Origin of the sequence: Curtobacterium sp. MCBD17_034, from assembly GCF_003234515.1 — a bacterium.
Taxonomy (GTDB): Bacteria; Actinomycetota; Actinomycetes; order Actinomycetales; family Microbacteriaceae; genus Curtobacterium.
Genome location: NZ_QKTN01000018.1, coordinates 1 through 25,397, shown reverse-complemented (window position 1 = coordinate 25,397; position 25,397 = coordinate 1). Strand labels below are relative to the sequence as shown.

At 68.1% G+C, this 25,397-nt stretch carries 27 protein-coding genes and 1 pseudogene; 10 read left to right on the top strand and 18 right to left on the bottom strand.

Annotation, left to right across the window (positions count from 1 at the left end):
- Positions 1-112: 112 nt before the first annotated feature.
- Positions 113-976 carry a PhzF family phenazine biosynthesis protein gene (locus DEI92_RS16195; protein ID WP_111014276.1) on the bottom strand — a complete coding sequence of 288 codons (864 nt, stop codon included), beginning with the start codon at positions 974-976 and terminating at the stop codon, positions 113-115.
- Between the two features lie 138 nt (positions 977-1,114).
- On the opposite strand from DEI92_RS16195, the gene DEI92_RS16190 reads away from it, so the two are divergent.
- Complete coding sequence (locus DEI92_RS16190) at positions 1,115-1,759, top strand: NAD(P)-dependent oxidoreductase (RefSeq protein ID WP_111014275.1); 645 nt, start codon at positions 1,115-1,117, stop codon at positions 1,757-1,759.
- Between the two features lie 224 nt (positions 1,760-1,983).
- On the opposite strand, the gene DEI92_RS16185 is transcribed toward DEI92_RS16190, so the two are convergent.
- Positions 1,984-2,655, bottom strand: coding sequence for a TetR/AcrR family transcriptional regulator (locus DEI92_RS16185; protein ID WP_111014280.1), 672 nt, complete (start codon positions 2,653-2,655; stop codon positions 1,984-1,986).
- A gap of 58 nt (positions 2,656-2,713) precedes the next feature.
- Between DEI92_RS16185 and DEI92_RS16180 the strand changes: the two genes are divergently transcribed.
- Complete coding sequence (locus DEI92_RS16180; RefSeq protein ID WP_111014274.1) at positions 2,714-4,126, top strand: MDR family MFS transporter; 1,413 nt, start codon at positions 2,714-2,716, stop codon at positions 4,124-4,126.
- A 115-nt stretch (positions 4,127-4,241) separates the two neighbouring features.
- Here DEI92_RS16180 and DEI92_RS16175 read toward each other — a convergent pair whose 3' ends face one another.
- On the bottom strand, positions 4,242-5,078 hold the full coding sequence (locus DEI92_RS16175; protein ID WP_111014273.1) for a sugar phosphate isomerase/epimerase: 837 nt from the start codon (positions 5,076-5,078) through the stop codon (positions 4,242-4,244).
- Positions 5,079-5,241: 163 nt separating this feature from the next.
- Between DEI92_RS16175 and DEI92_RS16170 the strand changes: the two genes are divergently transcribed.
- Complete coding sequence (locus tag DEI92_RS16170; RefSeq protein WP_111014272.1) at positions 5,242-5,883, top strand: GrpB family protein; 642 nt, start codon at positions 5,242-5,244, stop codon at positions 5,881-5,883.
- 79 nt (positions 5,884-5,962) lie between these two features.
- On the opposite strand, the gene DEI92_RS16165 is transcribed toward DEI92_RS16170, so the two are convergent.
- Complete coding sequence (locus DEI92_RS16165; protein WP_111014279.1) at positions 5,963-6,478, bottom strand: nucleoside kinase; 516 nt, start codon at positions 6,476-6,478, stop codon at positions 5,963-5,965.
- 99 nt (positions 6,479-6,577) lie between these two features.
- On the opposite strand from DEI92_RS16165, the gene DEI92_RS16160 reads away from it, so the two are divergent.
- The 3 genes from DEI92_RS16160 to DEI92_RS16365 all read left to right on the top strand — a co-directional run bounded on the left by DEI92_RS16160 (position 6,578) and on the right by DEI92_RS16365 (position 8,549).
- Positions 6,578-7,540, top strand: coding sequence for an SDR family NAD(P)-dependent oxidoreductase (locus DEI92_RS16160; protein ID WP_258370249.1), 963 nt, complete (start codon positions 6,578-6,580; stop codon positions 7,538-7,540).
- A gap of 55 nt (positions 7,541-7,595) precedes the next feature.
- On the top strand, positions 7,596-8,189 hold the full coding sequence (locus DEI92_RS16155) for a TetR/AcrR family transcriptional regulator (protein WP_111010748.1): 594 nt from the start codon (positions 7,596-7,598) through the stop codon (positions 8,187-8,189).
- Between the two features lie 168 nt (positions 8,190-8,357).
- Positions 8,358-8,549, top strand: coding sequence for a hypothetical protein (locus tag DEI92_RS16365; protein WP_146244080.1), 192 nt, complete (start codon positions 8,358-8,360; stop codon positions 8,547-8,549).
- A gap of 340 nt (positions 8,550-8,889) precedes the next feature.
- Here DEI92_RS16365 and DEI92_RS16150 read toward each other — a convergent pair whose 3' ends face one another.
- The 12 genes and pseudogenes from DEI92_RS16150 to DEI92_RS16095 form a co-directional block, all read right to left on the bottom strand.
- Positions 8,890-11,097 (bottom strand): MMPL family transporter, encoded by a 2,208-nt coding sequence (locus DEI92_RS16150; protein ID WP_111010749.1) that lies wholly within the window; start codon positions 11,095-11,097, stop codon positions 8,890-8,892.
- Positions 11,098-11,444: 347 nt separating this feature from the next.
- A complete protein-coding gene (locus DEI92_RS16145; protein ID WP_111014270.1) occupies positions 11,445-13,262 on the bottom strand; it encodes an NAD(P)/FAD-dependent oxidoreductase in 1,818 nt (605 codons plus the stop codon).
- Positions 13,263-13,409: 147 nt separating this feature from the next.
- Positions 13,410-14,054, bottom strand: coding sequence for a TetR/AcrR family transcriptional regulator (locus DEI92_RS16140; protein WP_284183719.1), 645 nt, complete (start codon positions 14,052-14,054; stop codon positions 13,410-13,412).
- A gap of 150 nt (positions 14,055-14,204) precedes the next feature.
- Positions 14,205-14,864 (bottom strand): response regulator transcription factor, encoded by a 660-nt coding sequence (locus tag DEI92_RS16135; protein ID WP_111014269.1) that lies wholly within the window; start codon positions 14,862-14,864, stop codon positions 14,205-14,207.
- Entirely contained in the window at positions 14,861-16,438 is a 1,578-nt protein-coding gene (locus DEI92_RS16130) for a sensor histidine kinase (protein ID WP_146249181.1), read from the bottom strand. Before DEI92_RS16130 ends, DEI92_RS16135 begins: the two co-directional genes overlap by 4 nt.
- Positions 16,439-16,464: 26 nt before the next feature.
- Entirely contained in the window at positions 16,465-17,385 is a 921-nt protein-coding gene (locus tag DEI92_RS16120; protein WP_111014266.1) for an alpha/beta hydrolase, read from the bottom strand.
- Positions 17,386-17,508: 123 nt separating this feature from the next.
- Complete coding sequence (locus DEI92_RS16115; RefSeq protein ID WP_111014265.1) at positions 17,509-19,212, bottom strand: MDR family MFS transporter; 1,704 nt, start codon at positions 19,210-19,212, stop codon at positions 17,509-17,511.
- A complete protein-coding gene (locus tag DEI92_RS16110; protein WP_258370252.1) occupies positions 19,209-19,706 on the bottom strand; it encodes a hypothetical protein in 498 nt (165 codons plus the stop codon). The genes DEI92_RS16115 and DEI92_RS16110 overlap by 4 nt, the downstream gene beginning before the upstream one ends.
- Before the next feature lie 54 nt (positions 19,707-19,760).
- Positions 19,761-19,835 (bottom strand): annotated as a pseudogene (locus DEI92_RS17045) (hypothetical protein); the annotation flags it as partial.
- 189 nt (positions 19,836-20,024) lie between these two features.
- Complete coding sequence (locus DEI92_RS16105) at positions 20,025-20,888, bottom strand: SDR family oxidoreductase (protein ID WP_111014263.1); 864 nt, start codon at positions 20,886-20,888, stop codon at positions 20,025-20,027.
- Positions 20,885-21,457: an NADPH-dependent F420 reductase gene (locus tag DEI92_RS16100; RefSeq protein WP_111014262.1), complete on the bottom strand. Its 573-nt coding sequence runs from the start codon at positions 21,455-21,457 to the stop codon at positions 20,885-20,887. Before DEI92_RS16100 ends, DEI92_RS16105 begins: the two co-directional genes overlap by 4 nt.
- 46 nt (positions 21,458-21,503) lie before the next feature.
- Complete coding sequence (locus DEI92_RS16095; RefSeq protein WP_111014261.1) at positions 21,504-21,866, bottom strand: DoxX family protein; 363 nt, start codon at positions 21,864-21,866, stop codon at positions 21,504-21,506.
- A gap of 91 nt (positions 21,867-21,957) precedes the next feature.
- Here DEI92_RS16095 and DEI92_RS16090 point away from each other — a divergent pair, with 91 nt between their 5' ends.
- From DEI92_RS16090 to DEI92_RS16075, 4 genes are all read left to right on the top strand, one after another.
- The gene (locus tag DEI92_RS16090; RefSeq protein WP_111014260.1) at positions 21,958-22,470 is read left to right on the top strand and encodes a MarR family winged helix-turn-helix transcriptional regulator; all 513 of its coding nucleotides are present in this window, start codon (positions 21,958-21,960) and stop codon (positions 22,468-22,470) included.
- 122 nt (positions 22,471-22,592) lie between these two features.
- Positions 22,593-23,015, top strand: coding sequence for a DUF6069 family protein (locus tag DEI92_RS16085; protein WP_220037227.1), 423 nt, complete (start codon positions 22,593-22,595; stop codon positions 23,013-23,015).
- A 238-nt stretch (positions 23,016-23,253) separates the two neighbouring features.
- Positions 23,254-24,183 carry a VOC family protein gene (locus DEI92_RS16080; RefSeq protein ID WP_181435011.1) on the top strand — a complete coding sequence of 310 codons (930 nt, stop codon included), beginning with the start codon at positions 23,254-23,256 and terminating at the stop codon, positions 24,181-24,183.
- 78 nt (positions 24,184-24,261) lie between these two features.
- Positions 24,262-24,672: an ester cyclase gene (locus tag DEI92_RS16075; RefSeq protein ID WP_111048202.1), complete on the top strand. Its 411-nt coding sequence runs from the start codon at positions 24,262-24,264 to the stop codon at positions 24,670-24,672.
- A gap of 178 nt (positions 24,673-24,850) precedes the next feature.
- On the opposite strand, the gene DEI92_RS16925 is transcribed toward DEI92_RS16075, so the two are convergent.
- Complete coding sequence (locus DEI92_RS16925; RefSeq protein WP_258370251.1) at positions 24,851-25,231, bottom strand: GrpB family protein; 381 nt, start codon at positions 25,229-25,231, stop codon at positions 24,851-24,853.
- Between the two features lie 50 nt (positions 25,232-25,281).
- Positions 25,282-25,397: integrase core domain-containing protein (locus DEI92_RS16070; RefSeq protein WP_146246128.1), on the bottom strand; the 116-nt coding region annotated here is incomplete at its 5' end.

Sequence of the window (25,397 nt, the reverse complement as noted above, 5' to 3'; positions counted from 1 at the left end):
CTGCGGAGAGTGTGTGAACTAGACAGCTCCACTCCACTGCAGGAGGTCCTTCTCACATCCCAACGACTACAGCGAGTCGTCGCAACACAACCAACGTCCCTGGGCAGTACATCTAGGCAGTCGGCCGGAGACCGGGCCCCGCCAGCTCCTCCACCGTCCCGCTCACCCGGACGCGACCCGTCGCGGGGACCTCGACGGTGATGCGTGAGGGGTGTCCGGTCTCCGCACCCTGCTCGACGGTGAGCACCGCCGGGACCGCCACGTGGCCGCCGTCCCGCAGGTAGGCACCGAGCGCGGCGGCAGCCGACCCCGTGGCCGGGTCCTCGCGGACACCGCCGCGCGGGAACGGGTGACGGCTCACGAACCGCGTGGCGTCGACCCGGTGCACGACCGCGATCGTGCCGTCCCATCCCTCCCGGTCCTGCAGGCGGAGCACCGCGTCGCCGTCGTGGTCGACCCGCGCGAGGACGCCCTCGCGGACGGTCACGACCGGATGCGGGTTGCCGCCGGACAGCAACGCCGGTGGCAGCGCCGGGTCGAGGTCCGACGACGACAGACGGAGCGCGTCGAGCAGCTCGCCGAGCACCGCGTCGGGGAGCGGTGCGACGGTCGTCGCGACGGCGGTGAGCGTCGCGCGGTCCGGATGCACCGCGACCGGCACCACGCCGGCGTTCGTGGTCAGGTCGACCACGCCCTCGGCGCCGTCCCGTGCCAGCGCCACGCCCGACGCGATGGTCGCGTGGCCGCAGAAGGCGATCTCCGCCCGCGGCGTGAAGTAGCGGATCCGCGCCGAGCGGGGCGTCACGGCGGTGAGGAACGCGGTCTCGCTGTGCCCGAGCTCGCCGGCGATCGCGAGCATGTCCGCGTCGGTCAACGTCTCGGCGTGCAGCACGACCCCCGCCGGATTGCCGGACCGCGGGTCGTCGCTCGTCGTCGTGAAGGCGCGGAACTGGAGCGTCCTGGGTGCGGTGCTCATGCCGTATGTCTACCGGGCCCGGCGAGCGGGGCGCGACAGGCACCCTGAAGTGCCTACTTCCGCTCGCTCACGGGCGCTCCTACCGTGGAATCGGGCCGACTCGTCGCGCCCGTGCACTCCTCCGTCCGAAAGGCTCCCATGTCCCGCATCTCCGTCATCGGCGGCACCGGCTACGCAGGATCGGCGATCGTCGCCGAGGCTGCGTCCCGTGGTCACGAGGTCACCTCGCTCAGCCGTTCGCTCCCGACCGACCAGGTCCCCGGCGTCCGGTACGTGCAGGGCGACGCCTCGGACCAAGCCGTCCTCACCCCGGTCATCGAGGACGCCGACGTCGTCGCCGCCGCGCTCGCGCCGCGCGGCGACCTCACCGACACCTTCCGGGAGGTCAACCGCACCATCGCGCGACGGGTCGCGTCCGCCGGTGCTCGGCTGTTCGTGGTCGGCGGGTTCTCGTCGCTCCGCCCCGCACCCGGCGCGCCCCGGTACGTCGAGGACCTCAGCGCCGTCCCGGCCGAGCTGCACCACGAGGTCCAGAGCGGCGCGGCCCTCGTCCTCGAGGACCTCCCCGCAGCCCCCGAGGCGCTCGACTGGGTGTTCGTCAGCCCGCCCCTGCAGTTCGGCTCCTTCGCCCCCGGCGAGCGCACCGGCTCGTACCGGGTCGGCACCGACGTCGCCGTGGTCGCCGAGGGCGGCGCGATCTCCGCGCAGGACTACGCCATCGGTTTCGTCGACCAGATCGAGCGGACGGACCTGCACCGCACGCAGGTGAACGTCGCCAACTGACGCGAGCCACGCCTGGCGTCCGACGGCGCTCGGCGTCCCATGGCGCTCGGCGGACGCGCGTCGTCGCCGGGCCGTGCATCGGACGGGAGGCGCTGCACCCGCGGGACGACCGTGTCGCACACCTCGCGTCCGGTCGAACACCGGGATCGCGGTGTTCGACCGGACGACCCGTGTTCGACGACCACGACGACGTCACCACGAGCACGCCGTGCTGCCGCCGGGGCTCAGCGCGCGCCGTACGCCCGCATGAAGGCGTGCACTCCGTCGGCCATCGTCCTGCGGGTCGCGTCCGTGGACAGCTGATCCGGGAACCGGATGTTCATGGCCAGCAGGGTGGTCAGGGCGTTGAAGTGGTCGGCCGCCAGGAACGCGTCGTCCACGTCGAGCAGACCGACGTCCGCGAAGTGTGCGATCCGCTCGGCGAGCGCCGCTTCCGGTGCCGAGTTGAGGGGGTGGTGCGCGAGCTCGGGGAGGATCGCGCGGTTGTCACCGATGAGCTTGATGGTGCTCCCGTAGTCGGCAGAGCCGAGCATGGTCTCGCCGATCTGCACGGCGAACCCGACGAGCGCGCGTTCGAGCGCGGCCTGGTCGGCGATGGGAGCGTCGTCGGCCAGGTGGTCCGCGATGGCCTGCCGGAGCGTCTCGACGAGCGACTCCCCCGCAGCCACGACGACACCGAGGAGGAGCCCGCGCTTGTCGCCGTAGTAGTCGTACACGGTCCGCTTCGAGACGCTCGCGCGCGCGGCGACGGCGTCCATGCTCGTGCGCTCGACACCGTCCAGGACGAAGAGGTCCCGCGCTGCCGCGAGGATCGCGCTCCGTTTGTGCGCCTGCCCGGCACGGATGGTCTTCGACGTCGATTTCGATGTCGGGTCCTGAGGGGTCGCGGCAGCCACCACGCCACATTACACCGACGGGTGTACTTCCTACACTGCACGGTGTAGTTTACGCCGCATGACCACTTCCCTCACGGCTCCGGCCGTTCCCGGCCCGGTCACGGACCGGCGGCTCACCCTGATCAGCCTCGTGCTCGTCCTCGGCGCCCTGACGACGCTGCTCGACACGACCATCGTCAACATCGCACTCGACCATCTGCACCACACGTTCCACGAGTCGGTCGCCCGCACGCAGTGGGTCGCGACCGCGTACCTCCTGGCCTTCGTGTCGGTGATCCCGGTGTCCGGCTGGGTGTCCGAACGCCTCGGCGCCCGCACCGCGTGGATCGTCGCGGTCGCGACCTTCATGGTCGGTTCCCTGCTCTGCGGACTCGCGTGGTCCCTCCCGTCACTCGTCGTGTTCCGGGTGCTGCAGGGCGTCGGGGGCGGCCTGGTGCTCCCGGTGACGATCACGATCCTGACCCGCGCGGCCGGCCGCGAGCGCATCGGCCGCGCCATCGCCACCATCGGGCTCATCGGGCAGCTCGCGCCGATCCTCGGGCCGATCATCGGCGGGTCCATCGTGCAATCCGTCAGCTGGCACTGGCTGTTCTTCGTCAACATCCCGATCTGCCTGGCCGCTCTCGTGCTCGGCCCGCTGTTCCTGCCGTCCGCACCCGCGCAGCGCGGGAGCCGGTTCGACGTGCTCGGGTTCGTGCTCCTCACCCCCGCGGTCGCGCTCATCGCGTACGGCGTCAGCCGGCTCACCGGGGACCACGGGTTCGCCGCGACCGACGTCTGGCTCCCGCTCGCAACGGGAGGCGCGCTCCTGGTCGGCTTCGTCGCCTCCGCGCTCCGTAACCGGACCCATGCGCTCGTCGACGTCCGCGTCTTCGCACGTCGGAGCTTCGGCCTGTCGAGCGTCATCACGTTCGTCGGCGGCTTCTCGATGTACGCCCTGATGTTCCTCCTGCCGCTGTTCTACCAACAGGTCCGCGGCGCTTCCGTCCTGCACACCGGCCTCCTGCTCATCCCGCAGGGCCTCGGCACGATGCTCTTCATCGTGCTCAGCCGCCGACTCACCGCGAAGCTCGACGGCCGCCTGGTCGTCGGCGGTGGCGTGGTGCTCCTCATGCTCGGGATCGTCCCCTTCGCCCTCGCCGGCGTCGATGGTCACTCCGTCCTGCTGCTCGTCGCGCAGTTCGTCCAGGGAGTCGGGATGGGCGCCGCGTCCCTCCCGGTGATGACCCTGGCGTTCGCGAGCCTGAGCCACGACGAGACCCCGCGCGGCAGTGCCGCCTTCAGCATCGTGCAGCGCGTCGGGGCGCCCTTCGGCGTCACCGTGGTCGCGGTGGTCCTCGAGCACTTCCTGGCTTCCGCGGGGTCGCCGGCCGCCGCGGCCGGTGCCTTCGGGGCGACGTTCTGGTGGGTGCTCGGGCTCAGTGCGGTGCCGTTGCTGCTGGCTGCGTTCCTGCCGAGGACGTCGCGCTGACCGTGGTGCACTCCGCAACCCCCTGTTCAGCGCGCTGGCGGTCGCGAAGCCGCTCGTGCGGATCGCGTGGACCAGCCGGCGGACGTCCGGGACGCTCCGGTCATGCTCAGGTCGGTCACGCGCGGGCGGCGGCGAGGGCGGCGACCGTCGAGGCGACCCAGTCCGTCTCCACGGCGATGCTCCTCGACGCGGCGTCCCCGGTGGAGTCATCCGCCGAGTCGGCCTGCCACGGGAGCCAGAACTCGATGACACGGTTGATGCCACGGGCGTCGGGCTCGATCGCCGCCCGGATGCCGTCGTAGTCGAGCCGACCGGTGCCGAACGGGACGCCCGTGTACTGGAACCCGACCCAGCCCGGCGAACGGGTGAAGTCGAAGTCCTTCACGTGCCAGTTCGCCGTGTACGGAGCGCACCGGGCGACGACGTCGGCCGGGTGCTCGAGGTTCGCGACGGTGTTCGCGGGATCGAGGCAGATCCGCAGGTTCGGCGACCCGATCGCGGACACGACCGCGACGAGCTCGACCGAGCTGATCCGTTCGTAGGTCTCGAGGGCGAGGGTGACCCCGGCCTCCTCGTACGCCGGCAGTGCGGCCCGCAGGCGCCGGTCGGTCTCGACGGCGTCCGGCTCGTCGTCGCCGGCACTCCACATCGACCGGACGAGCACCGCGTCGAGCCGCTGTGCGACGTGCAGGTACCGGGCGAGGTGCTCCGGGTCGGTCCCGCGCGTGCCGACCTCGAGCGTCAGCCCGAGCTCGTCCGCGAGCGAGCGGATCCCGGCGAGCCGCTCGTCCGACGCCGTGTCGAGCGGTGCGTGGTCGCAGATCTGGAACAGGTCGACACCGTCGTGCGTGGCGGCGTCGCGGAGTGCGTCGTCGAGGGACATCGGCGACGGCACCCGATCCGACATGCGCCAGAAGTACGCGTAGGTGGACAGGCCGAGCAGTGAGGTCATGGGGTCCGCTCCGAGACGCTGGTGGTGAGGACTTATCTTCGTCACGTCGGGCCTGCTCGAACCGCTTGTGCCGCCGTCGATCTCGGCCATCGGCCTCCGCACGGCACGGATCGTCCCTCGGCGACCCGGTCATCAACCGATGCGCCGACCAATCGGGTTGACTATGGGCGTGCCGACGACCGCTGAGATTCTCGACTTCGACGAGCCGCCCGTGCCGGCGGGAGCCAGCCCGTGGGTGGTCCCGCCGAAGGCCACCGTCATCAGTGTCGTCGACCCGGACCCTGAATGGCCGCAGCTCGCATCGACGGTGAGCAACCTGATCATCGATGCTCTCGACGTTCGCGCGCTCCGTGTCGAGCACGTCGGGTCCACGTCTGTTCCTGGGCTCGCGGCGAAACCGGTACTCGACCTGGACCTGACGGTCGCAGATCCCTCCGACGAACGTGTCTGGCTGCCGCGGTTGGAATCAGCGGGCTTCGTCCTCACGGTGCGCGAGCCCTGGTGGCACGAGCATCGCCTCCTCCAGGGAGCCCCTGCAAGCAACCGGGCGGCAGCGCCGGTTCCCGGGATCCCCGTGAACCTGCACGTCTTCGGGCCGGACAGTCCGGAGCTGGTCAAGCACGTGGTGTTCCGGAACTGGCTCCGACACGACACCGCGGATCGCGAACGCTACGCGACCGTCAAGCGTCAGGCCGCACAGCAGCCAGCGCAACGCATGTCGGACTACAACGCCCGCAAGGCCGCAGTCATCCGAGAGATCTACGAGCGCGCCCTCGCTGCCGCCGGCTTCATCGAAGGCGACTAGAGAGACCTGGCCACGCTGGCAAGCGCTCTCACGGCGGTGCGCGGAAGCGGATGACGCGTCGTGATCTCGCAGGACGCGCTCACCACTCGGACAGGCCACACCGGCGGAGCACCTCGTCCACGACGACATCGAGCGGCTGACTGGCATCGACGTGCACGCCATCGCGCGGCACGGTGCCGGTCGCATGGAGTGCGTGAACGAGGGCCCGCTCTTCCAGCCGGCCCGTCCCGGCCCATTCGTCATCGCCCCGCGCCTCCAGGCGTCGCTCGAGCGTTGCCCGATCGATCATCAGGACGAAGACGTCGTCGAAGACGTCGATGAACGATTCGACGTTGCGCGATCCTCCGCAGAAGAAGGTGACCGGATCTGACTGGTCCGCCGCGATGGAGCGGACCCTCTCTACCTGCCAGATGTGGTGGTGGTGAACGGCTGTCCCGGTCATACCATCGACAGGCGCCCCTGTCTTCGGGTCACCCTGGTAGGCGAGTTCTCGATCGCCGTCGATCGCTGGGAAGCCACGGCGACGCAGTTCGTGGCACACCGACGTCTTCCCTGTTCCAGAGACGCCTTCGACGAGGTAGTTCCGCTTCCCCACGAGGGCACCGTAGCCCTCGGCGATGGATCTCTGGAGCCCATCGGTTACTGGACACACCGGAGGGTGGCCGGATGCTCGTACAGGTGTCCGGAGCGCGCGTTGAGCCGCAGGGTCGAACGTGTCGGAAGGGCGTCGACGCCAGGCGTACGATTTCTTGAAGTCGAGACGATTTGTCTCGACAAGCCTGGTGATCACCACCTAGCTCACCCTCGTCATTGTCGACAGGAGACCTCCATGTCCGATTCCACCGCGCCCGACACCCACACGAACGTGGTTCCGCAGTCCACGCAGGCTTCCACCTGGACTGAGCAGATCACTCCGGGTCGTTTCTCCGGCCAGACCGTCATCGTCACCGGGGCCGCGTCCGGCATCGGTCGTGCCACGGCGTCACGCGTTGCACGCGAAGGCGGGCGGGTCGTGGCCGTCGACATCACCGCCGACCGCCTCTCAGATCTGCTTGCGGAACTGCCCGACGCCGACATCGTGCCGGTGGGTGGCGACATCACCTCGCAGGCAGACGTCGACGCGATCGTCGCAGCCGCCGGTGGCCAGATCGACGCTCTCGCCAACATCGCCGGCATCGCCGACGACTTCTCCCCCATCGACGAGACGAGCGACGCCGTCTGGGAGCGCGTGATGGGCGTCAACGTCACCGGCACTTTCAAGCTCACCCGAGCCGTGCTGCCCGTCATGCTCGAAGCCGGCAGCGGCTCCGTCGTCAACATCATCAGCGGCGCCGCGCTCCTCGGTAGCGGTTCAGGAGCGGCCTACACCGCGTCCAAGCACGCGGTCCTGGGCCTGACCCGCTCCGCAGCGTTCATGTATGCGCAGCGAGGACTGCGCGTCAACGCTGTCGCTCCCGGCGCGGTCGCCACGAACATCGGCTCCTCCTCGAAGCTCTCGGAGAAGGGCCAGGAGCGGTTGGCGCCGTTCTTCGCACTGCTACCGAGCATCGCGGCGCCCGCCGAGCTCGCTGCCTCGATCACGTTCTTGCTCAGCAAGGACGGTGTGAACATCAACGGCGCCGTCCTCTCCAGCGACGGCGGCGTCTCCGTTCAGTAGTCCGCACCACGGCTGGCCGCGCCGGCCGGAGTCGTGATGCCGCGAGGATGGCTGTATGGCCAAGAGCACAGGACGACTCCGCAATGAAGAGACACGCTTGGCGATCCTCGACGCGACGCGCTCGGAGCTGGCCAGCCGTGGATGGGACACGCTGTCGTTCGAGCGAATCGCCGCGGTAGCTGGCGTCGGCAAACAAACCCTGTATCGATGGTGGCCGACGAAAGCGGCGCTGGTTTCGGAGATGGTCACCGCGGGCGGCATCCTCCCGGTAGGTCCCGTTGCCGTCTCCGATGACGTCCACGCCGACGTCACTGCGTGGATGCTGGCCGTCGCGCGTGTTTACGACGACCCCGATGCAGCCGCCGTACTCCAGGCCATCATCGCGGCTGTTGCCGAAGATGCTGACCTCTCCGCGAACTACGACGAACGGATCACGACTGCCGCCCGCACGCGGCTCGCGGAACGACTGCGACTGGCGGTGGAGGCTGGTGCGCTCCCACCGGACCTCAGGATCGACACGGTCACGCAGGTCTTCCTGGCGATGGTCCTATGGTGCCTCGTCACCCGCCGCCCGCTCGATGGAACCCTCGTCGAAGATCTCGTCGCGGCAACGTTGCCGGTGCCTCCCGACGGGTACGCACTCACTTAGCCTGAGCAATCTCTGGGAGCCGCCGGTTCAGAAGGCCAATCCCCCCACGCTGTGAGGAGAGTTCCGCCTTCGAGAGTCTTGTATGAAGGTCTTCGATCAGACTACTGCGGCTCGTACTGCGCGCCACGGCTGAGCATCGTGGATCGGAGTCGGGGGCACAGTTGGTCCATGGCGAGCAACGAGAGCCGTATCGACGTCGAAGGTGAAGTGGCCTTCATCGAGTTGGCGCTGCGAGCACGGGGCCTACAGGTCGATGCAGACGCCATCGAGCGAGTCCGCCGGGTGCTGCAAGGAGCGCTCTCTCGAGACCAGGCGAGGCGAGAAATCGTCGCCAAGTACGGCCGGCCTGCGTCCCGATAGCCGACCAACTACCGAACGTCTTCCCGCGTTGCCCTGCGACGGGGTTTCTCGTCTGGCTACTTCACCCACGGTCGTTGACCGCGCACCGCTCGAGCAGCGGGTCTGCTGATATCGCGCTCAGCAAGGCGGTTCGGGATCCTGAACGTTCAGCTCTGGTGCGGAGCCTTTCTCGGCGAACGCACGATCTGCTTCCGCTGCAAGGTAGGCGGTGATGTCGATGGGCTGGGTCGGGGGGAGATGGATGTCTTCGGGGCGGACGGGGTGCTGCATCAGCTGTCACTTTCGTTCTACGAGCAAAGGACGAAGGGCCCCGGTGTGCTCACCGGGGCCCTTCGGAGTGTCAGCCGACGAGGACTCGTGGCTGGTCGTGCGCGGCAGGTGTCGCGGCGTCGTGCTTGTCGAGGGCGTGGCCTTCGACATCGACGTCGGGGAGGACCTTGTCCAGCCACTTCGGGATCCACCAAGCGGAGCGACCCAGGAGGGACAACGCAGCCGGCATCAGGACCATGCGGACGATGAACGCGTCCGCGGCGACGCCGACGAGGAGCCCGAACGCGATCGAGGCGCCGATCGCGAACTCCCCGGTGGCGAACCCGCCGAAGACGACGATCATGATGCTCGCCGCAGCGACGAGGACGGGACCGGATCGGGAGAAGCCCTCGCGGATCGCCTGCTTGGGGTCACGGCCCTTGCGGTACATCTCCTGGATACGTGAGACGAGGAACACCTGGTAGTCCATCGCGAGTCCGAAGAGCACACCGACCAGCAGCAGCGGCAGGATGCTCAGCATCGGGTCGCCCTGCGGTGCTGGCAGGAAGTCCAGCCACCCCCACTGGAACACGGCGACGCTCGCCCCGAACGACGCGCCGACGGAAAGCAGGTATCCGAGGGTCGCGATCACGGGAATGAGCAGCGACCGGAACAGGACGATGAGCAGGATGATCGAGATGACGACGATGACGATGACGTACTTCACCAGCGCACGTGCGAGCTGGTCGTCGGAGTCGATGCCGATCGCGGTTTCACCGGTGACTTCGAGGTGCGTTCCGCTGATGGTGTCAGCGTCGTCGCGGATCTGGTGCACCAGGTCCTTGGTGGAGTCGTCGATCGGTCCCTCGGTCGGAATGACGGTGATACGTGCGTAGTCCCCGTCGGAACTGACCTGAGCGGGAACGACCTGCTGCACGCCGTCGAGACCGGTGAGTTCGTTCTCGATCGCGGCGGTCTTCGAGGTGATGTTGTCACCCTCAGCCAGGACGATCAGGGGGCTCTGGATGCCGCCGAACTTGTCGACGATGAGGTTGTAGGCGGTGCGTTCGGTGGACTCCGGGTCGGACCCGCCAGGGACGTTGGAGGCGGTCTTCATGCTGAGCATGGGGAGCGCGACGACGACCAGGACGAGGACGCCGCCCAGGAGAGACACGATCGGGCGCTTCACGACGAAGCTGCCCCACGAGCGGAGGACGCCGCGCTTCTGCGGGCCGTCGTCGGTGAAGAGTTCCCCGCGTTGCAGCGCTGCGCGCTGCTTTTTCGACAGCGCCTTGACGCCCATGAACCGCATCAGTGCCGGCAGCAGGGTGAGCGAGAGCAGGACGGCGACGGCGACCGCGAACGCTGCGGCGACACCCATCTCGGTGATGTAGCTGAGGTTTGCGACCATGAGCGCGACGAGCGCGACGACGACGGTCATGCCAGCGAAGACCACAGCGGTGCCGGCCGTACCGGTTGCGCGAGCGATCGCGTCGTCGACCCTCCGACCGGAACGGAGCTCGGTCTTGAAGCGGGACAGGATGAACAGGCTGTAGTCGATACCGACTGCCAGGCCGAGCATGGTTGCGAGGATGATCGCGTTGTCACCGATCGGGGTGAGTGCGCCGTAGGCGAGGACACCGATGAGGCCGACACCGACGCCGAAGACAGCGACGAGGAGATTGATGCCCGCAGCGAGCAGCGATCCGAACGTGATCGCGAGGATGACGAACGCGATGATGACGCCGGCGCCTTCACTCGGGCTGGTGGCCGGGGCGCCGAGGGGCACGAGGTTCCCGCCGAGCTCGACACCAAGCCCAGGAGGGGCGTTCTCCTGCAGCTCGAGAGCTGCGTCGTAGTACTTCGTCTCCTGCTTCTTCGTCAGGTCGCCGTAGGTCATCGTGGCGACGGCCACCGTGCGGTCCTTGGAGATGTAGGGCTGTTCTGCGTTCAGTGGGTCGCTGACGGACTTGACGCCGTCGACCGTCCGAGCCTTCGCGAGGAACGACTCGAGCTGCTTCGCAGTCGTCGCGTCCGTGACGTTGCCGGACTTCGGTTGGAACACCAGCTGCAGGGACGCGGTGTCCGAGGCAGTCTTGGAAGGGAATTCCTTGTTCATCCGCTCCAACGCCTGGGAGGCCTTGGTGTCGGGGATGCTCGTGGTCGCGGCACCCTTGTCGATGCCGCTACCGACGATGAAGATGCCGATCAGCACGGCCATGATCAGGAGCCACGCTCCGATCACCAGCCATCGGAACCGGGCGCTGAAGCGCCCGAGGTGGGACAGGAACGTGGACATGCGGTTTCCTTCGTCGTCGTGGTTGCGATGTGCGAACAACGTCAACGATCCCGATCCGAGCGCTTCGACACGGCCTCCTTTCGCACCGTTCGGGCTACTCCATTTGCAGTAGATCCCACCCTTTCCTTGCACAACCAGTAGGCGCGACATCGGCGGGCCGACGCTCATTGAGCGGCGGCCGGTTCCGAAGGGTGGGGGTCAGATCAGGCGACGAAGCGGACCTCCCGCTCTGAGGCACAGCACCGCTACCCGTCGAGGTCGCCAGCGGACGGTGCTGCGATTCTCGTGGTCATCGTCGTCCTTCCGAGCCAGTGTGTGCGCCAGCCCATCTGGGTGGAGTGATCGGGTCAGGAGTTGGTGACGGCGAGCTCGGGCACGAGGACTTCGTCGATCGAGGTCTGCCGCCATTCCCGGAGCAGGCGGTGGAACCGGACGGGCCCGGGGCTGTACCCGCCGCCCCCACGCTTCCGGGTGCCCTCGCCGTTGTAGTAACCGGGCGTGCACTCCGCCAGGAACGCCGCGTTGTCCACCTCCACCTCGTGGATCGTCGCCAACCACCGGTCTTCGGCTTCGACGGTGGGCTCGACCTGCCGTGCGCCATCGTCGCGAGCGTGCTCCAGGATCGCGGCGATGTGCGTGGCCTGCTCCTGCAGGATGTGCACGAAGTTCACAGAGTTCGCGTTCTGCAGCGCTCCGAGGTGGAAGAGGTTCGGGAAGCCGTGCGACACGAATCCGTGCAGTGTCCGGGGACCTCGTGCCCACGCTTCGAGCAGTTGCGTTCCGTCCCGGCCGTGCACCGGCAGTGTTCCGGAGATGACGCCCGAGACGCCGGTCTCGAACCCGGTGGCGAAAACGACGGCGTCGACCTCGTACTCCGTGTCGCCGACCACCACACCGGTCTCGGTCATGGCGGTGATTCCCCCGGTGTCGGCGGTGTCGACCAGGGTCACGTTCGGCCGGTTGAAGGCCTGCAGGTACTTGTCACTGAACGTCGGCCGCTTGCACATGTACCGGTACCAGGGCTTGAGGATCTCTGCGGTCGCCGGATCCGTGACGACGGCATCGACGCGTGCACGGATCTGGTCCATCTTGCGGGCGTCCGCGATCTCGATCAGCCGGTCGCGTTCCTCCGGGTCGAGCGTGTCCTCCGTCTGCCCGGTCAGCATCGTGCGTTGCAGCGCTGCGGTGGAGGTCCAGCCGTCCTGAATCAGGTCCACCTCGGTCTCTTCGCCGGAGACGACCGCGAGGAAGTTCTCCATGCGTTCCTGCTGCCATCCGGTCGGGAGGCCCGTGGTCCAGTCCGCGGGCAGATCGCGATTGTCGCGGACGTCCACACTCGACGGGGTCCGCTGGAAAACGGTGAGGTGCGCAGCGTCCTCGGCGACGAGGGGGATCACCTGGATGCCCGTCGCACCGGTCCCGACCACCGCGACGCGCTTGTCGGCAAGGCCGGTCATCCCCCCGGCCTGGTCACCACCGGTGTAGCCGTAGTCCCACCGACTCGTGTGGAACGTGTGTCCCCTGAAGTTCTCCATCCCGGGGATCGCGGGGAGCTTGGGCTGAGATAGCGACCCGGAGGAGACGATGACGTACCGTGCGCGCATCGTGTCGCCGCGGTCGGTCCGGACTGCCCAGTCCGCGGTGTCGTCGTCCCAGCGGAGGTCGGTGACCCGGGTGTGGAAGAGCACGTCGTCGTACAGGTCAAAGTGCCTCGCCATCGCCATCGCGTGCCGGCGGATCTCCTCGCCGGGCGCGTACCGGCGAGTGGGGACGGTTCCGACTTCCTCGAGCAGCGGCATGTACACCGAGGCTTCAATGTCGCAGTGGATACCCGGGTACCGGTTCCAGTACCAGGTACCGCCGAAGTCGCCGCCCTCCTCGGTCATGCGGATGTCCGTGAAGCCCGCCTGGCGCAGCCGCGCCCCGGTCAGGAGTCCGCCGAACCCGCCGCCCACGATGAGCACCTCGACGCGGTCGGTCTTCGCCGGACGATCCGAACGGCGCGTGTACGGGTCCGTCGCCCAGTACCCGTACGCGCCGCGCATGCCCTGGTACTGCCGGAGCCCGTCAGGACGGATGCGTCGGTCGCGTTCGACCCGGTACCGGGCGCGCAACGCCTCCAGGTCCGCTTCGCGCATGCTGCTGTCCGTGGCGATGTCCGTCATCGTGCTCCTTGAGATGGGCGGGGCGGCAACAGCTGTTGCCGCCCCAGCGAGTCAATCGCCGTACCCTTTTTAAATCAATCGCTTGATTTACACTCCCGGGAGATTTCCACCTACCGCGAAGGGGGTCCCCCGAAGGGTGGACCAGGCTCAGGATGGCGACTGCCCGGCAGCGCGCGGAGACGTCACCGCCTCGGCCATCCACAAGGACGACACGACGTCGATCAGAGAGTCCGCCACGGCGGACCAGTTCGCCCAGATGCGAGCACCGCCTCGCTCCAGCGCGCGTTCGTGTTCCGCGATCACCTGCGTCAGGAGGATTCGGCCCATCGTCATCCGCTCAACACGCACCGGCGCTGGGAGGTCCGGGAGGCAGCGCTGGATGCCATGCGCGATGCGCATGAGGCCCGGTGCTTCTCGAGCTTCGTCCATCGCGATGTCAGCCCAGGCGGGATCCGTCGCGACCTGCGCGCTGAACCGGCCGTACCAGGTCGGTGATCCCAGGGACTCGAGATGGGTGGTCGTCGGACGCACGAAACAGGCGATCCAGTCGCGGATGTCGTTCCGCCCCTCGACTCGCTGCAGTTCGGCAAGTCGGAGCGCGTTGATGGCGTGCTGGTGCCGGGCGAGGATCGCGCGGATGAGATCTGCTTTGCCTCCGAAGTGGTACCCGACCGCCGCGGTGTTCCCCTGCCCGGCGGCCTCTCCGATCTGCCGTCCTGACACGTGTGCGATGCCGTACTCACCGAAGAGCTGCTCGGCCGCCGTGAGGATCGCGTCCCGGGTTGCAGCCACACGTGACGCTCGGGTCCTCTGCTGGGCATCAGTCATGGTGCTGGGCATCAGTCATGGCGGCTCCTCCCGTTCCCAGGAGCCTAACGACCGTCCATGTTCCCGAAGGGCTTCCCGAACGGTCATTGCGTCCGCGTGCTGCGCGCGGCCGAGTCAGGCGAGAAGGCCGGCCTGGTAGGCGTACGCGACCAGTTGGGCCCGGTCACGGGCGCCGACCTTCGCCATCGCACGGCTCGCGTGGGTCTTCACCGTGAACGGTGAGACGAACAACTCCGCTGCGATGGTGTCATTGTCGTGCCCCGCCGCGATGCTGAGCACCACGTCGCGCTCGCGGGCGGTCAGAGCGAGGAACCGGTCGGCGAGGTCGGCGTCGATGACGCGGCCCGGGCTGTCGGTGACGTGCCCGATGAGCGCGGCAGAGGCTGCTGCGGACAGGGCACCTCCCCCGGCGATGACTTCCTGCAGACTGGCGATGAGCTCGGCTGGTCCGACGCCCTTGCCGAGGAACCCGTTCGCGCCGGCCCGGAGCGCGGCGAGGACGGTGTCGTCGTGCTCGAAAGTGGTCAGCACGACGATGCGGGTCTGCTCGGACGGGATCCGCTCCCGGATCCGTCGCGTCGTTTCGACGCCGTCGATCCCGGGCATGCGGACGTCCATGAGGATGAGATCGACGTCGTGATCGTTGAGGAAGGTGAGGGCGGCGAACCCGTCCGCTGCTTCACCGACGACGGTGAAGTCCGGGTGCGCGTCGATGATGGTGCGCAGTCCGAGCCGGATCATCTCTTGGTCATCGACCAACAGCACGTGTGTCACGAGCTGGCTCCTTCGTTCCATGGGATTCGTGCTGTGACGGTGAAGACATCCTCGTCGGTCCCAAGCTGCAGGGTTCCGCCGGCGGACTCAACGCGTTCGCGCATCCCGATGAGTCCATATCCGCTGCCGTGTGCGGTCGGCGGCGTGGACGCGACCGGGTTCGTGACGCTGATCACCACATCAGCCTCGTCCGTCAGCACCGTCAGCGCGGCCTCACCGGTGCCGTACCGGTGGGCGTTCGTCAACGCTTCTTGCGCCACGCGGAACACCGTCACCCCGACGGCCTCGTGCACCCGGCGAGCTTGGTCGGTGATTTGCGCGTCGATCGATAGGCCAGCGTCCTGGAACGAGGCGGCCAGCTCGTCGATCGTCGACAGGCCGGGTGTCGGTCGGTGCACGTCGTCGTGGTCGGCGTCGTCGCTGCGGAGCATCGCCAGCGTGCGTTGCGTGTCGCTGAGGATCGACTGCACGGCGGTGCGCGCCGCGACCAGCGATCGCTGGGTCGCGGCGTCGTCGCGGCCGGCGGTGACTTCGACCGCGCCGATGTGCATGCTCACGACGGCGACCTGGTGGCCGACGATGTCGTGCAGGTCGCGGGCGATGCGGACCCGCTCTTCGGCCACTCGCCGTTCGGCTTCGGCCTCCCGTGTCGCGATCGCGTCGCGGGTGCGCTGCTCGAGGGACTCCCAGTACTGTCGCTGCAGCCGAAGTGCCGCGCCCACGGCACCACCGGCGACGACGGCGACGATGACCGCGACGGCGTCGAGACCGACCGCGCGGCCCGCGGAGAGGAAGCTGGCGAGTCCGAAGATGACGGCCATCGCCAGCGCTGTGATCCCGATGCTGCGCGTTGGCGGCAAGCCGCGCAAGGTGAGTGCGAACAGGACGAACACCACGACGGTGCACTCGCCGATCGGCTCCCGCCCTCCGACGATCACCACGACGACGCCCGCCATCGTCAACGTGAGTCCGACCTGCGGTAGACGGGCGGCGACGAGCGCGCCGGCGAGGGTCACGAGTGCGCCGATGCCGGCGAGCAGACCGTCGCCGTTGGTGACGATGACGACCAGTTCCACGATCATCGCGGTCACGCTCACCCAGAGCGGGAGGCGCTCGAGCACGGGTTGCGTGCGCAGCCACAGCGGGCGCGGCGTCGCGGGCCCGCCGGGCGTCGGAACGGTCATCCCCTGAGTCTGGGGTAGGCCGGTGCCGGTCTTGTACTCCATCTGCATCAGGTTCCTCGGTTCTGGGGAACGACGCCGACGGGTGTCGCTGCGGTGATGCTGGTCCCCATAGCCGCACCGATGGAAGGACACCTCACGACCACGCTTCTTCCCGCTCGCCCCGCCCGGACGGCGATGTTCATCTCGACGCCGGCGGAGCTCGACGACGAATCTGACCAGCGGAACCACACCTCTCGTGCTGGGACGATTGCACGGGTCCCGTTGCTGCCGGTGTGGGCAGCGGTCGCCGCCACGAGCGCCGTGTTGCGGTTTGCCGGCTTCATGGTGCTGGCCGCTTCGATGCTCCTCCAAAGTGCAGCGTGGGGCATGATCTCCCGGTGACGGATCCACCGACGCTGCACGGCGTGCAACGCGGTTCAGCGGAGGTGTTCGAGTAGGTGCGCGGTGAACGCGGCCATGAGCGTGTCGAGGGTCGCTTTCGGCGTGGAGCTTGCGTAGTAGAAGTCGTGGTCGACGTCGTCGAACCGTCGGGTCTCGACCGGCGCGCCGACGGCTACCGCTCGCGCGGTGAACTCCTCGATGGAGGGGCGCAGCGTGTCGTGCTCCGCGGTGACGACCAGGGTCGGTGGCAGTGCCCGGAGCTCGGCGTCGGAGAGGAAGCTGGGCGAGACCAGGGGATCTTTCCGGTCGGTGTCCTCCAGCGGGTAGGCCGTGTCGACCATCTCGAGCATCCCGGCGTTCACGAACGGCTTCTCGATCAGCAAGGTCGCTTCGGCGGGCGGGATCGACAGGTCCACGGCGGGCACGATGAGGGCGGCAGCGCGAACAGCGGGGCCGTGCTCGCGGGTGGTCTGCGTGAGGGTGCCGAGGGCGAGGTTCCCCCCGGCGCTGCTGCCAGTCACCGCGATCCGGGTGCCGTCCCATCCCATGGTGTCCCCAGAGCGGGCGACCCACCTGAGCACGTCGAAGCACTCCCCCAACGCCTGTGGGAACCGGGCTTTGGGAGCTGTGCTGTAGTCGACGTTGACGACGACTGTGCCGACTTCGCCCGCGATCCCTCGAGCGAGGTGGTTGTCCTGCAGCGGGTTCCCGATCACGAACCCACCACCGTGGGTGTTGATGACCACCGGCGGGGTGGCACCGTTGGCGGCGAGCGGGGCGTCCGCGGGAGGCCGTGTGATGTAGCAGCGGACTGACCCGTGACGGGTGGGGATGTGCACGATCTCGTTGTCCGGAACCGCTCGGGAGGTCAACTCCACCTTCGGCGCCCGGATGATTCGTGTGACGAGCGTTGACATCGCCCAGGTGCGGACGCGCATGCCGAGAGGGGCGGCCATGATGGTCTCTTTCTGTGGCGTGGCTACTGGTGCAGGCGTGCGGGTCGAGCGTGTTCGTCGGTGCCTATCGCGGGCCGGGGATGGAGGGAGGAGCCGCCGCTGACGGCCCCTCCTTCTGTCCGGCTACTTGTCGCGACGGGTCCCGGCTCGAACGGTGTCCGAGCCTGAGGCGGCTGCGGCTGCGGCTGCAGCCGGCTGGCCGGCTGCAGCGGCGTCCTGTCGCGCCTTCTCGAGTTCGTCGGCTTCTGCGCCGCCGATCGCTTCGCCGCGGGCCACCATGCCGGCCGTGTCGGAGAGCTTGATCTGCGGCAGGAACAGCGCGAGGAGGAACGCGGCGGCGATGAACGGCAGCAGGTACCAGAACACCGGCGCGAGGGAGTCGGCGTACGCGTTCACGATGCCGTTCTGCACCGCCTCGGGGAGCTTCGCCACGGTCGCGGGGTCGATGCTGCCCGCCGAGGACGCCGCATCCGTCGCGGAACCGCCGGCGCCGCGGAACACGTCCGTCAGCGAGGTGGTCAAACGTGCGGTGAACAGTGCACCGAAGACGGCGGTGCCGAGGGAGGCGCCGACCTCGCGGAAGTAGTTGTTCGTCGAGGTGGCGGTGCCGACCTGCTCGGCGGGTACGGCGTTCTGTGCGACGAGGACCACGACCTGCATGATGAGGCCGAGGCCGGCGCCGAAGACGAACAGGTAGACGCAGATCAGCCAGATCGGGGTGTCCGCAGCCAGCTGCGTCAAGCACAGCATCGCGGCGGCGACGAGGATCGTGCCGACGATCGGGAACATCCGGTAGCGGCCGGTCTTCGTGATGAGGTTGCCGGATACGACGGAGGTGCCGATGAGGCCGACCATCATCGGGAGCATGAGGAGCCCCGAGACTGCGGCCGAGGTGCCGGACGCCATCTGCAGGAACGTGGGGACGAACCCGATGGCGGCGAACATGCCGATGCCGAGCACGAGGCCGATGCCGGTCGCGAGCAGGAAGGTACGGTTGCGGAAGAACGACATCGGGAGCACCGGGTCCTCGACGCGGGACTCGACGAGCACGAGGAGGGCCGCGGCGACGACGAGGCCGGCGAACCAGGCCCAGGTCTCGGGGGCGTCCCAGCCGTGGTCCTTGTTGCCGCCGAACTCGGAGAAGAACACCAGGCAGGTGGTGGCGGCGGACATGAGGAGCACGCCGAGGACGTCGATCTTCTTCTCGGCCTTCTTGGTCGGCAGGGTGAGTGCGAACCAGGCGATGAAGAACGCGGCGATCCCGACGGGGATGTTGATGTAGAAGGCCCAGTTCCAGGTGAGGTGGTCGACGAAGAACCCACCGAGCAGCGGGCCGCCGATCGCCGAGAGGCCGAAGATCGCACCGAGCGGGCCGAGGTACTTGCCGCGCTGCGACGCGGGCACGATGTCGGCAATGATCGCCTGCGACAGGATCATCAGACCGCCACCGCCGAGGCCCTGCACCGCACGCCACACGATCAGCTGCGTGAAGTCACCGGCGAACGCGCAGCCGGCCGATGCGATGGTGAACAGCGCGATGGCGATGAGGAACAGGTTCCGCCGACCCAGGACGTCGCCGAACTTGCCGTAGATCGGCATCACGATCGTGGAGGCCAGCAGGTAGCCCGTGGTCAGCCACGCCTGGTGCGCGACACCGCCGAGCTCGCCCACGATGGTGGGCATCGCCGTGGACACGATGGTCTGGTCGAGGCTCGACAGCAGCATGCCCGCGATGAGCGCCGAGAAGATGGTCCAGATGCGGCGCTGGGTGAGCAGGAGTGGCCCGTCGGACCGTCCTGCCCGTTTCGCGCTCTTGGTCGAGCTCATGGGGTGTGCTCCAGTTCGTTGATCGAGTGTGCCGCCGAGAGCGGCGCACTGCTGGCCGGGACAGCGGGGCTGTCCGAGTTCGCCATCGCTGTGACAAGGCGGAAGTTGGCGCGGAGGATGTCCTCGAAGGGCGGCCCGTCGTCATCGGCGAAGAACCGCCACGCGGTCGCTTTGAGCAGTGCGCCGATGATCTCGGCAACGAGCCGCCCGCGGTCGTCGGCCGGGTCTGTCCATCCGAATCGGGAGCGCATGGCGTCGCCGACGAGGTTCATCTGCCGGTCGGTCGCGGTGACGAATCGCGCCACGAGGGAGGGCTCGCGTTCCAGGACGTCCCGCATGAGGGCTTCTTCGCCGCGGTCGAGGCCGACGACATGGAGATGTTCGATCGCCAGGGCGACCGCCGCTTCGAAGGGGGCGAGGTCGGGGTCGACCGCCGCTCCCGCAGCGAAGGTGGCAAGCAGGTCGTCTTCGACGCCGAGCTCGATCCCGAGCACGACGTCCTCCTTCGACGCGAAGTGGTTGAAGAACGTCCGGCGGGACACACCAACTTCTTCGCAGAGCTGCTCGATGGTGAACCCGTTCAGGCCGTCCGCGATCGTCCGGCGACGGGCCGTGGCGATCATGCGACGGCGAAGCAGTCGCGTCCGCTCAGATGTGTTCACACTCTGCAGCTTTGCACTTTGCGAGGCACAGTGCAACTACTTGAAGTTGGAGGTGCAGACTTCGCCGGCCGTGCGGCATGGATGCGACAACGCTCCGTGGTACGGACGGAAGTATCCGGCACCACGGAGCGTCGTGGATCCGCGGGTGGATCAGGCCGTGTGGAAGCGGCGGAAGGCTTCCTCGAGCGTCTCGGTCGGGTGACCGATCAGCGTGGAGAGGACCGTCGAGGGTCCGTCGAGCGCGCCGTCGGCGACGGCGGCGTCGAGGCCGACGAGGAACCCGATCGTGCCTTCGTCGAGACCTGCAGCGACGAGTGCCTCCTGGTGCTCCTCCGACGAGACGCCGGCGTACGCGACGTCGCGTCCGAGGACACGGCTGGCGGTGGCGGCGAACTCGGCGCCGTCCCAGGCGGTGTCGCCGGCGAGCTCGAGTGTCTCGCCGCGATGCGCGTCCGTTGCGGCGACGACGGCTGCCGCTTCGGCGTAGTCGGAGCGGGAGGCCGAGGCGATCCGGCCGGTGCCGCTGCTGGCGAGCCACTGGCTGGTCGCGGCGATCTGGGCGAACGCCTGCTCGTAGTTCTCGTTGTACCAGTTGTTCCGGAGCACGGTCGCGGTGACGGGTGAGGCCGCGAGGAGGTCCTCGGTGGCCTTGTGCTCGGGTGCGACGAACAGCGTCGACGTGTCGGCGTGGGGAGCGCTGGTGTAGACGATGTGCTGCACGCCGGCCTGTTCCGCGGCGCGGATGGCGTTGGTGTGCTGTGGGACACGCTGGCCCACCTCGCTGCCGGAGACGAGCACCAGGGTCTCGATGCCGTGGAACGCGGCCTGGAGGGCGTCCGGGTCGGTGTAGTCGGCGACTGCGGTGCGGACACCGTGGTCGAGGAACAGTGTCGAGAGGCGGTCGGCGTTGCGGCCGACCGCGACGACGTCATCGGCAGCGAGGCCGCGGGCGAGGAGGTGCTCGACGATCAGGCGGCCGAGTTGACCGGTCGCGCCAGTGACGGCGATCGTCACTTGATGACCCCGAGACCGTCGGTCCATCCGATCTGCTCGGAGACGGCCAGGCCCATCTGGAGGTAGCCGATGCCCTCGAGCTCGTGGGCGCGGGCGAGGGGGCCGGCGTCGTACGCGTCGAGGCCACCGGCGGTGATCGCTTCGCGGAGGGCGGCCTTCGCGTCGGCGTCGTCGCCGGCGATGAGGACGGCGGTCTTCTTGCCGCCGACGCTCTTCGCGGCAAGCGCGGAGGCGAAGTTGGTGTTGAACGCCTTGACGACGCGGGACTCGGGCAGGCGGGCGGCGAGGTCCGCGGCGCCGCTGCCGGCGTCGAAGGCGACGGGCTGGAAGGTGGCGAAGTCGACGGTGTTGGTGATGTCGACGACGGTCTTGCCGCCGAGGGCGGCCTTGTACTTGTCGGCGATCTCGGGGAGGGCCGCGTACGGAACGGCGAGGACGACGATGTCGCCGGCGAAGGAGGTGGGCTCGTCGGAGTGCTTGATGGACTCGACGGTGGCGCCGCCGTCGGAGAAGACGGAGGCGATCGCGGTGCCCATGTTGCCGGTACCGAGGATGCTGATGCTGGTCATGATGTGTGCTCCTGTTTCAGAGGTGGTGCGGTTGGAGAGGGTGAGTTCAGAGGGCGATGAAGCCGAGGATCGCGCTGACGATCGAGAGGATCATCAGGACGATCGGCGCCGCCGGAGATTCCTTGCGGCGCAGGTGCACGACCACGGCGCCGAGCATGAGGACCGCGAGGAGGATCGCAGCGATCGGGGTGAGGATCGGCGCGATACCGAGCAGCAGCGGCAGGATCAGACCGATCGCGCCGAGAACCTCGGCGAGGCCGATGAGCTTGACGTGGCTGCTGGCGAAGTCGGCCGCCCAGCCCATCCCGCTGCTGGCGAGGGCCTCGGTCGGGCGTGCCAGCTTCATCAGGCCGGCTCCGAGGAACGCGAGCGCCAGGAGGCCATTGATGATCCAGAGTGCGATGAGCATGATCTTCCTTGTGCTTGAACGTTGAAGTAACGAGAGCGACAGTACACACCGTTTTGTTGAACGGTCAAGTTTTTTCTGCGACGATGTGCGCATGGACGAACCGCGCTGGCTCAACAAGACCGAGGCGGCAGCCTGGATGGATCTCCTTGCGATCATCGAGCTGCTGCCTTCGGCCCTCGACGCTCAGCTCAAGCGTGACTTCGGGATGACCCGCTTCGAGTACAACGTTCTCTCGATGCTGAGCGAGTCGCCCGATGACAGCGCCCCGATGAGCAGCCTCGCCTTCCTCACCAACGGCTCACTCTCCCGTCTGTCGCACGCGGTGACGAAGCTCGAGAAGCGTGGGTGGGTGCGTCGAGTGCCGTCCGAGACGGACAAGCGCTCTCTCGTAGCCACCCTGACCGCCGAGGGTCGAGCGCTCATCGAGCGAGCGGCACCGCATCACGTCGAGGAGGCTCGGCGGGCGTTCTTCGACGCCATCCCGCCCGAGCGGGTCGGTGATCTTGCAGCGATCCTGCGGCCGATCGCCGCGAACCTCCTGACACCGGACGCCGACTGCGGGCCGGCGGCGCGCGCCGCCGCTGCGCCGGGGGCTCACGACTGACCTACGACTCCACAGGCCGCCCACTCCACAGACCCCCGACCGCTCGGACTGGCACCCGTCAGTCCGTTGCTCCGCCGTGCCCGCTCATCCGATGCGGCCGCCCCTCTCAGAACGGAAGTCCCATGAGCACGATCGACACGACCACCCGCCGCCCGAGCAGGGTTCGCGGAGTTCTCATCGCGACGGTCCTCGCCGCCGTGATCGGCAGTATCGCCAACGCGATCATCGCCGTGAGCGCCCTGGCGGCCGGTGCTGACACGGCAGTACAGGGCCTGACGGCGCCGGCGTACGTCACCTTCACCGTCGTCGGCGTCCTGGTCGGTGCGATCGGGTGGGCGCTCATCAGCCGCACGCGATCGGCTGGACGGGTGCTCGCGATTCTCGTCCCGGTCGTGCTCGTGCTCTCCCTCATCCCCGACGTGCTCCTCGCCGTCAGTGGTGACTCCGCGATGATGACCGCGGGCGTGGCGCTCGGCATCATGCACCTCGTGACGACGGCGGTTGCGGTGCCGCTCTACCGCACGTTCCTCCCGATCGCGCGCTGACATCTCTTTCCGCTCGCCAGCCGATGCGACGCCTTCGTCGCTCGGCTGGCGGGCGTCCTGTGTCCAGGCCCGCTACTGCTGCCACGGGCCATCACGAATGATCTGCAGCAGATGGTTGACTGTTCAACAAAACGGCGTACAGTGGTCTTCGTTCCTTGATCTTTCAAGTAACTCCGGGTTCGGGCAGCAGCAGCGCGGCCCGGGACCCACGCCGACGTCGAACTCTGCAGGAGCAGCAATGAATCCCCTCGACACTTCTTCGGACCCGCGCCCCGCCCCGAACGCGGCCGCGCCTGGCACCCCGGACCGTGAGGTCGCGGAGTTCGGCGCCGTGCACCTCGAGGTCACCGACCTCGGCCGTTCCACCGCGTTCTGGACCGATGTCATCGGTCTCGTCCTGCGGTCCGAGTCCCAGGACGAGGTCGAGCTCGGTACGAAGGCGCGGACGCTCGTCACCCTGCACCCGGGCGCTCAGACCGGGTTCCTGCAGGGCCACAGCGGGCTCTACCACCTCGCCGTGCACCCGCCGACAGAAGCGGACTTCGCACGGATCCTGCTCCGCCTCATCCGGGTCGGCTGGCAGATCTCGCCGACCGACCACATCATGTCGAAGGCGATCTACCTCCTCGACCCGGACGGCATCACCGTCGAGATCACCCTCGAGACGCCGGAACGTCTCCTCGAGTTCCGCATGGACGACAACGGGCCGTCCGTGATCCGCCAGGACGGCACTCGCTCCAACGGTCGTGAACCGCTCGACGTCCGCGCCGTCCTCGCCGCACTGCCCGATGACGACACCACCCTTCCCGTGCCGGAGGGCACGAAGATCGGCCATGTTCACCTGTACGTCGGTGACCTCGAAGCCGCATACGACTTCTACCGCACGTTCGGGTTCAACCAGGCCGTGTGGGCACCCCGCTTCCACATGGGCGACCTCGGTGGTGGCGGCGCGTTCAACCACCGCATCGCAGTGAACACCTGGCAAGGCGTCGGCGCACCGCAATCACCCGCAGGGACCGCCCGCATGCGCGCCTTCACCCTCCGCCTCGACACCCACGAGCGCCTCGACCACGTCCTCGGAACCGTCGACGGACCCATCGAGGAATCCGACGCCGGCTTCCTCGTCCGAGACCCGAGCCTGAACACGCTGCTGCTCTCCGCCAACTGACCACCGCCCGCAGCCCGGGCATCACACGACCTCACCCACAAGCTCGTGAGTGACCGCTCCCAGCCGAAGGACAAGACCATGAGTACCACCGACGACAACAAGACCATCGCCCGCACCTTCTACGACGCCTACAACGGCGGCGACCTGCAGGGCGCGTTCGACACCTACATCTCCCAGGAGCTCGCCAACCACACCAACGGCGGCGCGATGAACAGGGACATGTGGATGGGTTCCGACCTCGCCGCGAAGACCGCGGTCCCCGACCAGACCATGACGATCCTCGGCCAGGCCGCCGACGGCGACACCGTCTACACCCACTGGGTCCTCGAAGGCACCTTCAGCAACGGCGACCTGTTCGGCATCCCCGCCAACGGCAACGCGACCCGCCTCGAAGCCGTCGCCGTCGACGTCATCCGCGACGGCCAGATCGTCGAGCACAATGCCATCGGCGACATGTCCGCCTTCATGAGCCAGCTCACCGCTCAGTGAGCACCGTCCACGAGCTGATGCAATAGCCGACTCACTCGACAGTCGGCGAAAGCGGAATGATCGCTGGCGGGACCGCACCGGATGAGCCGGGGTCGAGCACAGCTCCCCCGGCTCATCCGGTCACCTTCGACTCCGCCAGCTGTTTCAGTAGCCGATCCGGCTGCGGGCAGCGGCGTCGTCACTTGTCGTAGACGGCCGCCGACGGAAGGCCCCGCTCGGCCCGCGCTCGATCGACTATGCCCTGAATCACCGCTGTTTTTGCAGAGTTGTAGGACGCGCTCTGCCCGCGCGCCGCGGCGGCGGCAGCAATCTTCGCGGACTCGTAGTACGCCGCGTCGGCAGGATGCGACAGCAGCCAGTCGCGCAAGATGCGCTGGTTGTTCTCTTCCCACTCAACAGCTGGAAAGAAGTGGGCGATGTGGGTGCGTTGCCCCTCGCGTTCGAACAGCATCACGAGGTGCGAGCGAACCCCGCTGCCGATATGCCATCCGCTAGCTTCCAGGCGGTCCCGGTGAGCGTCGAAGTCGCCGCGGTCACGGATCCGAACAGCAAGGTCGATGATCGGCTTCGCCCTCAGGCCCGGAATGGACGTCGACCCGATGTGTTCGACTAGCTGTACTGCCCAGGGAGGTTGGTCAACCGAGTGATCGGTGACCGGTTCCCGATGGCGGTGTGGGGCCGGTGGTGATTGTAGTGATGCAGCCATGCCGGGAGGGCGTTCCGGC